The sequence below is a fragment of the Geminocystis sp. CENA526 genome, assembly GCF_050753365.1.
Lineage (GTDB): Bacteria > Cyanobacteriota > Cyanobacteriia > Cyanobacteriales > Cyanobacteriaceae > Geminocystis.
This window is the reverse complement of the sequence record NZ_JBLZFY010000130.1, coordinates 1-9,641: the sequence shown is the minus strand read 5'-3', so window position 1 is coordinate 9,641 and position 9,641 is coordinate 1. Positions and strand designations below refer to the sequence as shown.

The following is a 9,641-nucleotide window of genomic DNA, read 5'->3' as shown; positions in this document are numbered from 1 at the left end:
TTCTTAATTCTTAATTCTTAATTCTTAATTCTTAATTCTTAATTCTTAATTCTTAATTCTTAATTCAAAAGACTTTGGCGCAAGTTTCCATCATTTTTGGTTAATAAAATTTCGGCTTCGTCTTTAGTTTTTTTACTCCAGTGCATCAATAATGCTAATTTTACCTTATATCCACTGGCTTTTAACAGTTCGATCGAATCCTCCCTACTCAAATCCGTCAAATCGCTAATAATTCTCAAAGCGCGATCTTCTAGTTTACTATTAGTTACAGAAACATCAATCATGCGATTACCATAGACTTTACCTAGCTTTACCATCACCCCCGTAGAAATAATGTTTAATGCCATTTTTGTAACCGTACCTGCTTTCAAACGAGTTGAACCTGCTAAAATTTCCGCCCCTGTCAACAATCTAATATCAATATCCGCAGGAATTGAAACCTGCTCTTTTGGTACACAACTGATGGCAACCGTAACCGCCCCTAGTTTTTTGGCTTCCTCCAGCGCCCCATGCACATAGGGAGTTGTGCCTCCAGCCGTAATTCCAACCACAACATCTAAGTTACCTATACCTCGATCGAGCATAGCCGTAGCACCATCGATCGATCGATCTTCAAGGGCTTCCGAACTCTTTACCAGAGCGGATTCACCCCCTGCTAGAATGCCCTGTACCATGTCGGGATTTGTGCAGAAGGTGGGGGGACATTCGGCGGCATCAAGCACCCCTAAACGTCCGCTAGTACCCGCTCCGATGTAAAATAAACGCCCCCCCTTCCGTAAGGATTGAGCGGTGATGTCGATGGTTTGGGCTAACTCTTGTCGTGCCTGTGCGATCGCATCAATGGTTTTTTGATCCTCTTGATTGAATAAATCAACAATTTCTAAAGCCGAAAGTTGATCTAAGTTAACACTAGCCGTGTTAATCTGTTCTGTTAATAAATGACCACGATTCATAGATAGTTAATAGTGAATAGTTAATAGTGAATAGTGAATAGTAAATAGTGAATAGTAAATCATGAATAATAATGAATAGTGGATAGAGTCGCTTTAGCAGACGGTAGCTATTAGCCATGAAATTTATTTCTTGGTGAGGGATGAGATATTACCTCAATTATTTTGTAAGCACAAATCTTTGATTTTGTCAAATTTTTGTAACAAAATGTTTCGCCAACAGACTCATTCATTACACGGTGGGTTATTGATTAACGACTAAAACTATTCTTAATTCTTAATTCTTACAACAGTCCTTCGAGTTGACGGCGGATGCGTTCTAATTCAAAAGCTGACATATCGATTTCAGATGATTCTGATTCGGGGGAAGAATAAGTGCCGTCTTCATTCCAGTCGGTTTGCTCAACGTTTCTCTCTGGAGGGATTTCTAACATTCCTTCATTGATAAATTTTGACTCGTAACCTGCGGATACGCAAAATTCTTCCACTTCATCTTGCTCGATTCCTTCTACTGAAGGGGTAGGAAAATCCTGCGCTTCTAATAGTAGAGCGTAACGAGTTGCATCATCTTCAGATTCAAACATTAATACAAAGTCTCGATCGCCAATTTGCAGGGTGTGGATTCCTTCGTTAGCTGTACCTGAATTATATAATAAAACGTATATTCGCATTTAAACTATTTATTAATATTAATTGATTTTAACTTCTAAGATTCATTTTAATATTGATGATTCTTCTTGTCTATTAAGATTTATTTAGAGTTTAATTAAATACTTGGATTTTGTGCTAAATAATCTCATAATTTTTTGGTAATTTACTTTTTCATTTGACGATAAAAAAGAGCTAATTTTTCAGGAGAAATTTTAAGATAGTAACCCATAATTATTAATTGATTAATCAAAGTAGTTTTGATAATGCCTAGTTTATTCCATCTTCTTGATGATGTCGTTACTGCTGATTTAGCTATATAAATTTTACCGTATTTTTGAGCTTTTTTGACTAATTCAAAGTCTTCCATAATGGCTATATCTTGATATTTTCCTAATTGTTCAAAGACTTCTTTTTTAAGAAAAATTCCTTGATCTCCATAGGGTAATGATAGATAGTTCGATCGAGCATTTACCATCATTTCTAACAGACGAAAAATAGGTTTTTTGCAATCAATATTTAACGCAAAAGCACCTAAAATAAAATCTTTTTTGTTAACTATATCATTAATTATTTGACCATAATTTTGAGGTAATAAAGTATCCCCATGAAGAAATAATAATATTTTGCCTTGGGCATTGTCTGCCCCTAAATTCATTTGATAACTACGGCGTAAAATAGGAGATAAAATTACTTGAAAATCAGCTTGTTTAATCAATTTAACAGTATTATCTTGACTGCCTCCATCGACAAAAATAAATTCAATATCGGGATGTTTTTCGAGATTTACTAAAATTTTAACTAAGTTTTTTTCTTCATTAATAACGGGAATAATAACGCTAAGATTAATGGGCATTATCGATAAAACTAGAATACATAAGAATTGAAAGAATTTTTCACTTCACCACGATAACGATCGAGATTAGCTAATATATTTATATTAAGTTGAGAATGACTAAGTTCTGAAATATAGCGGTTTTTAAAATTATGAGCTACATTTTTTATTGCCTCTTGCCTTTCAACGACAATTTTTGTACCTCACCAAAACGAGAATTGCTATAATATTGTTTAACTATCCATAAAAAAAGGGAGTATGACTCCCTGAAATGAACTAATTAGACAAATTTTTATTATACTTTATACTTTCAAAAGATATAACTTCTATTGTGCTGTCTCTGAATATGGATTGTTTCCATTATTGACAAAATTGATTAAACACCAGCTTTGACTAATAAAGGATTTTCTCTTTGCGCTTTAATCGCAACTTTTCCATCTTCGTCAATATCCACTAAGGCGGTATCACCTTCTTGGAGACGTTTCGAGAGAATTTCTTCCGCTAATACATCTTCTAACAGACGCATAATCGCACGGCGTAATGGACGCGCACCATAGGCTGGATTAAATCCTTCCTCAATTAAACGCTCTTTGAATTTGTCTGTCACTTGTAAGTAGATTTCCTGCTCGGTTAAACGGGCAAAGACTTCTTTGAGCAAGAGTTCGGAAATTTCTTTGACTTCCTCTTTATTGAGTTGACGGAAGACAATAATTTCATCGAGACGATTGAGAAACTCAGGGCGGAAGTAGTTTTTCAATTCCTCGTTAACTAAGGATTTAATACGATTGTATTGAGATTCTGACTGATCGCTTTCTAGTTCAAAACCTAATCCTCCGCCTCCTTTTTCGATGACTTTTGAACCGATGTTGGAGGTCATAATTAACAAGGTATTTTTGAAATCAACGGTACGACCTTTGGAGTCGGTTAAGCGTCCATCTTCAAGGATTTGTAAGAGTAAGTTGAATACGTCGGGGTGTGCTTTTTCGATTTCATCAAAGAGAACTACGGTATAAGGACGACGACGCACGGCTTCGGTTAATTGTCCGCCTTCGTTGTAACCGACATAACCCGGAGGTGAACCAATGAGTTTGGATACCGTATGACGTTCCATGTACTCAGACATATCTAAGCGAATCATGGCTTCTTCTGAACCGAAGAAATAAGTCGCTAAGGCTTTGGTAAGTTCGGTTTTTCCTACCCCTGTAGGTCCAGAGAAGATAAAGGATGCGATGGGACGGTTGGGGTTTTTCAAGCCTACTCTTGCCCGTCTGATAGCTCGTGAAATGGCTTTTACAGCGTCTTCTTGACCGATAATTCTTTGATGGAGAGTGTCTTCCATGTTTAAGAGTTTTTCGGCTTCGGATTCTGTGAGTTTTTGAACGGGTACACCAGTCCAAGAAGCTACGATGTGAGCAATTTCTTCTTCTGTTACTACTGGACTGTCGGTAACTTGAGGATTTTTCTTCTTCTGATCCGCTAAACCACGAATTTCTGCTTTGATTTCCATTTCTCGATCGCGCAGTTCTCCTGCTTTATCGAAGTCTTGGGATCTTACAGCTTCGTCTTTTTCTTTTAAAACCTGTCTCAATTCCTTGTCTAACTCTTTGGCTTCGGCGGGTAACTGAGAGTTCATCAAACGAACCCTTGATCCTGCTTCGTCCACTAAGTCAATGGCTTTATCGGGTAAATAACGATCGCTGATATATCGATCGGACAGAGTAGCCGCCGCCGAAAGGGCTTCATCAGAGATTTTGAGTTTATGATGTTGCTCGTAGCGTTCCCGTAAACCGAATAAAATTTCTACGGTTTCTTCTACGCTAGGTTCACCCACCATAACGGGTTGAAAACGTCTTGCTAAAGCCGCATCTCTTTCGATGTGTTTGCGGTACTCATCAAGGGTTGTCGCCCCGATACATTGCAGTTCACCCCTTGCTAAAGCAGGTTTAAGAATATTTGCCGCATCGATCGCACCTTCTGCCGCCCCTGCACCGATTAAGGTATGAACTTCATCGATAACCAGAATAACGTTTCCAGCTTGACGAATTTCGTCCATGATTTTTTTGAGGCGCTCTTCAAACTCCCCACGATATTTAGTACCTGCTACCAGTAAACCAATATCAAGGGTGACGACTCTTTTTTCTTCAAGTAAATCAGGAACGTCTTTATTCGCAATGCGTTGGGCTAAACCTTCGGCGATGGCGGTTTTACCTACCCCCGGTTCACCAATCAAGACAGGATTGTTTTTAGTACGACGACCGAGAATCTGGATAACACGTTCAATTTCTTTTTGACGACCGACTACGGGGTCTAATTTTCCTTCCGTTGCCATGATGGTCAAATTTGAGCCAAATTCATCCAAAGTTGGAGTTTTGTTCGATCGACTACCACCGCCCACACCTACAGGAGTAGTTTCGGTTTCCCCTAACATACGAATAACCTGAGTACGGACTTTACCCAAATCCACCCCAAGATTTTCCAATACTCTAGCGGCAACCCCTTCTCCCTCACGGATTAAACCGAGCAGTAGGTGTTCAGTACCGATGTAATTGTGTCCTAATTGACGAGCCTCTTCTAAAGATAACTCTAAAACTCGTTTAGCTCTGGGAGTAAAGGGAATTTCCACCGCTACAAAGCCAGAACCTCGACCGATAATTTTTTCAACCTCGATCCGAGCATCTTTGAGGTTAACCCCCATAGATTTCAAGACTTTGGCGGCGACACCAGTCCCTTCTCCAATCAAACCGAGCAGAATTTGCTCAGTACCTACGAAGTTATGACCCAAGCGACGAGCTTCCTCTTGGGCTAACATGATCACCTTGATCGCCTTTTCTGTGAAGCGTTCAAACATAATTTTTCTTTACTCACCCTATGCCACGTTTAATAGCTGATTTTAGCACAGGATTAGGGTTAGTATGTGCTAGTAAACACAGTAATTAGTTCGGTAATCAGCATACACACTATTTTAAAAATTCTTTAGCACCATCTATTGACATCGATTTAGGAACTTTTCTCTCGTTTAAAAAATGCTTGGTTTTAATTTATATTCTTCTGTTATTATACTTAGAGATTGTGAGAAAAAAAGCTATATTTTATGAAGATTTGATAAGATATGTAAAATTTTAGTTAAAAATATTAATTTATATCCGTAAAATTGAAAATATTTTTTGTAAATTTTTGTTAAAAAACCTATTAATAACAATCGAAAATTTACCTAAAATACTATCTAGTAATAAAGAAATAAAACTATGATTATTCAAGATTAAAAGGTTCGATCGAGTATAATTACTTAAAGAATCTTTATTTTCTTACTTACGGGAAATTAAAGTTGTTTTTGAGGATATTTTCAAGTAAGATAAATTAGAAATTATAATTTAAAATTAGGTTATAATTAGTTAGTTAATCATCTCTAAACATGGAAAAACCCTGAAAGTTATGAAGAATTGTCAAAAATATAAGTATCAGGTTGTCACTATAAATTTAACAACTTTTAATAATCATAGTTCCGCTACTTTGAGCTTAAATAAAGTGGAAAAAGAAGGAGATTATTTTCAGGTACAACTGACAGAAAATATTATATTAGAAATGATATATATTCCCAAGGGACAGTTTATCATGGGGACTCCCGAAAGCGAACAGGGCAGAAGTAAAGATGAAACACCTCAACATGAAGTTTCGATCGAGCCGTTATTTATTAGTAAATATCCCATCACTCAAAGTCAATATTTAGCGGTGATGAATGAAAACCCGTCTTTTTTTCAAGGAGACAATAAACCAGTAGAAAATATTTCGTGGTTTGATGCCCAGAATTTTTGTGAAAAATTATCTTCCCTGACTCAAAAAAAATTTCGTCTTTTGACAGAATCTGAATGGGAATATGCTTGTAGGGCTGGTACTAATACCCCTTTTTCTTTCGGTAAAAGTATTACTCCAGAGTTAGCGAATTATAAAGCTAGTTATGGTTATGGAGAGGGAGGCGCTGGAAAATGGAAACAAGAAACTACTGATGTGGGTAGTTTTTACGCTAATGATTTTGGCTTATATGATCTTCATGGTAACGTTTGGGAGTGGTGTCAAGATCATTGGCTCGAAAATTACATTGATGCTCCCACAGATGGTAGTGCTTGGTTAAATACATCAGAGGAGGAGGAAGACGAAGAAGAATTACCTAGAGTAATTAGGGGCGGTTCATGGGATGATACTGCTTATTATTGTCGATCGGGGGTAAGATTGTGGACATTACCGCAATTTAAGGGGAAATTGATCGGTTTTCGAGTCGCTTGTGATGGTTGAACAAAATCTTTTTTCTTAGAAGTATAATTTAGAAGTTAAGCACTTGTACTAAAAATCAAAAGATTGAGATTCCCTCGGAATGACAGAATATCATTAGATGTGCGTAGGTATTGTTATTTAAAATTTAGGAGGCAAAATGAATCCAACTGTAGAAGTCAACATTGCGGATATTTTTACCCGTTTGGAAAGCAAAATCGATAAACTAGATAACAAAATCGATAAGCTAAATAATAAGATCGATCGAGTTGAAGAAGGGTTAGAAGGGAAAATAGACAAACTCAATGACAAAATCGATCGAGTTGAAGAAAGAATAAACACGAAAATTGATCACTTAGCGAATGAAGTTAATGACATCAAAATTAATGTAACGAAACTTGACGAAAAACTAATAAGAATGAAGAATGAAGAATTAAGAATTAAGAATTAAAAACTATACACTATTTTGTTCACTGTTAACGTTCACTGTTGAAAGATAATTGCTATGATAGTTAGTAATTAACAACAAAATTTATTTATTACTTTTTATTTCGATCGACAAATATATGGAAGCTGGTGAACCTTCTAGGAAAAAGAAAACCCCTAGGCAGATAACAATAGAAATTTTAGGTACTGCTATCGCCGTTACAACCTTAACATTGCCTTTATTACTGATTACTAATTTTTCTCAACCACCTAACTCTAACTCTACACCATCAAACTCTGTGATCATCCCTTGACATATAGATTTCGATCGTAAAATTCTTGATATATTAACAAAGCAAGGAATTAATAACTATCTCAGTTCAATATTTTTTGCGTTGTTTTGTGGTGTCAATCCGTTAGCAATAACGTCATTTGAAAGAAGAAAATATATATGAGAATTGAGCAAATCAGGGCTTTTTTAGCAGTTAGTGAAACGGGAAGTTTTGGACAAGCCGCTAAATTGTGTGGAGTTACGCAATCCACTATTAGCCGTCAAATTCAGGGTTTAGAAGATCATCTTAAAACCCCCCTCTTTCATCGTCAAGCCCAAGCTAAACTCACCATAACAGGAGAGAGGATTTTGCCTCATGCAAGGCGTATCTGTCAAGAGTGGGAAAAAGTAGAAGAAAGAATCCAAGAGTTACTAGGAGGTGAACAAACTGAATTATGTGTAGCGGCGATTCACTCGGTTTGTGCCTATTATTTACCCCCTATTTTACAAAGTTTTTGCCAAAGTCATCCCCAAGTGCAACTACGAGTGACGGCTTTAGGTAGCGATCGAGCCTTGAAAGTATTAAGGGATGGTTTAGTGGATATAGCTTTAGTGATGAATAATAAATATCTAACATCCAGTTCAGAAATGGTGGTGAAACATTTATACCACGAACCCATTAAAGTTTTAACCTCGAATAATCATCCTTTAGCGCAACAAAAAAGCGTCACCATTAACGATTTAGCCCAATATTCTCAAGTTATTTTTAAAGATGGCTACGGAATGCAACGCATAGTGCAAGAAATTTTTGCTAGTCAGGGGTTAGACTTAGATGTAGCGATGGAATTAAATACTTTAGATGCTTTTCGGGGAGTGATTCGACAGGGTAATTTAATCGCACTATTACCAGAATTAGCCTTACACGAATCCATTAATGATCCTAGTTTAGCAGTGATTTCGATCGATTTAGGATTAGATAGCCTTCGCACATTGACAAGGGAAGTGGTACTAATTACCACAAAAGATCGTTTGCAAATTCCCACCGTGAGAGACTTTTTTAACCTCATCTACGATGTGAATAAATTAGTAGATAGAGAGACTAGGAAACTGGGAGACTAGGGGAATAATATTACTTTTGCTTCTTCCCTTTTGCCTGTCGTCACTACTAAATGCTTTCTAGCTTATTTTGATACAATCAAAAAATATACTTAACAAGCTCATAATTTCAGTCTTTCAAAAATTCCTTTTCTTCCTTCCCTCTCTTTGTCAATATCTTTTATTCCCTCACTGAATAAATATAACATACACAAAAAGTATTGTATTATGATAATCTCGATCGAGCCTAAAACAGAACAAAAATATTATAGTGTTGACGAATACCTTGCCTTAGAAGAAACCGCCGAAGAAAAACACGAATACCATGATGGAGAAATTATTACAATGACTGGAGGTACAACTAATCACAATACTTTAGCATTAACCATTGCTTCATTTTTATTTACCCAACTCAGTGCAGAAGATTATCAAGTTTATATCAGTGATGTACGCTTATTTATCGAGCAATATAACCGTTATACTTATCCTGATGTGATAGTAGTGAAGGGAAAACCCATATATCAGGGCAAAGGCACAACTTCTATCAAAAATCCCTTGTTAATTGTGGAAGTGTTATCTAAATCAACACAAAATTATGACCAAACCGATAAATTTGACGCTTATCGATCGATTTCAGATTTACAGGAATATATCTTAATTGATCAATATCAATATTATGTGAAACAATTTGCCAAAAATCAAGAGGGAAAATGGGTTTTAAGTGATTATATAGGAAAAGAAACTGTTTTAAAATTAGAATCTTTACCCTTAGAAATTACCCTACAAAATTTATATCAAAGAGTTGTTTTTAATGTTGGGGAATAATGTTTTTTCAAACTTTTTATTTCATAAATTTTTATTGAAGATAGAAAAAATTTTAATTGACTTTCCACAAAAACAAAAGAAGATTAAAAGAGCGTTATATTTATCGATCGAGAAGTGAGAAACATTATTTTTTAGATTATAATAATTCAGATGAGCCGTAATTTTACAGATCAGATTATGCGTTATCAAGTTAAAAGGTGTTAGTACCTCAACATTGAGAAGGTGGGAGACTGAGGGTATTTTGATTCCTGAACGTACCGCTAATGGTCATCGTAGATATGACTTAAATCAATTATTAGGTGTCAAAAAAGAGCTATCGTTTACC

10 protein-coding genes are annotated in these 9,641 nt (G+C 36.0%); 6 read left to right on the top strand and 4 right to left on the bottom strand.

The window, feature by feature from the left end:
• Positions 1-59: 59 nt before the first annotated feature.
• The 4 genes from murQ to ACN4EE_RS20515 all read right to left on the bottom strand — a co-directional run bounded on the left by murQ (position 60) and on the right by ACN4EE_RS20515 (position 5,281).
• On the bottom strand, positions 60-953 hold the full coding sequence (murQ, locus tag ACN4EE_RS20530; RefSeq protein WP_431708365.1) for an N-acetylmuramic acid 6-phosphate etherase: 894 nt from the start codon (positions 951-953) through the stop codon (positions 60-62).
• Positions 954-1,234: 281 nt separating this feature from the next.
• Positions 1,235-1,621: a DUF3110 domain-containing protein gene (locus ACN4EE_RS20525; RefSeq protein WP_431708364.1), complete on the bottom strand. Its 387-nt coding sequence runs from the start codon at positions 1,619-1,621 to the stop codon at positions 1,235-1,237.
• 143 nt (positions 1,622-1,764) lie between these two features.
• Entirely contained in the window at positions 1,765-2,454 is a 690-nt protein-coding gene (locus ACN4EE_RS20520; protein ID WP_431708363.1) for a TIGR04283 family arsenosugar biosynthesis glycosyltransferase, read from the bottom strand.
• A gap of 355 nt (positions 2,455-2,809) precedes the next feature.
• A complete protein-coding gene (locus ACN4EE_RS20515; protein ID WP_431708361.1) occupies positions 2,810-5,281 on the bottom strand; it encodes an ATP-dependent Clp protease ATP-binding subunit in 2,472 nt (823 codons plus the stop codon).
• Positions 5,282-5,865: 584 nt separating this feature from the next.
• On the opposite strand from ACN4EE_RS20515, the gene ACN4EE_RS20510 reads away from it, so the two are divergent.
• The 6 genes from ACN4EE_RS20510 to ACN4EE_RS20485 all read left to right on the top strand — a co-directional run.
• Positions 5,866-6,723, top strand: coding sequence for a formylglycine-generating enzyme family protein (locus ACN4EE_RS20510; RefSeq protein ID WP_431708360.1), 858 nt, complete (start codon positions 5,866-5,868; stop codon positions 6,721-6,723).
• A 136-nt stretch (positions 6,724-6,859) separates the two neighbouring features.
• Entirely contained in the window at positions 6,860-7,150 is a 291-nt protein-coding gene (locus ACN4EE_RS20505) for a coiled-coil domain-containing protein (protein WP_431708359.1), read from the top strand.
• Between the two features lie 115 nt (positions 7,151-7,265).
• Positions 7,266-7,439 carry a hypothetical protein gene (locus tag ACN4EE_RS20500; protein ID WP_431708358.1) on the top strand — a complete coding sequence of 58 codons (174 nt, stop codon included), beginning with the start codon at positions 7,266-7,268 and terminating at the stop codon, positions 7,437-7,439.
• A 137-nt stretch (positions 7,440-7,576) separates the two neighbouring features.
• Complete coding sequence (locus ACN4EE_RS20495) at positions 7,577-8,515, top strand: LysR family transcriptional regulator (RefSeq protein ID WP_431708357.1); 939 nt, start codon at positions 7,577-7,579, stop codon at positions 8,513-8,515.
• Positions 8,516-8,719: 204 nt separating this feature from the next.
• Positions 8,720-9,316 (top strand): Uma2 family endonuclease, encoded by a 597-nt coding sequence (locus tag ACN4EE_RS20490; protein WP_431708356.1) that lies wholly within the window; start codon positions 8,720-8,722, stop codon positions 9,314-9,316.
• 160 nt (positions 9,317-9,476) lie between these two features.
• Positions 9,477-9,641 (top strand): MerR family DNA-binding transcriptional regulator (locus ACN4EE_RS20485; protein ID WP_431708366.1); only part of this gene is annotated, 165 nt, incomplete at its 3' end.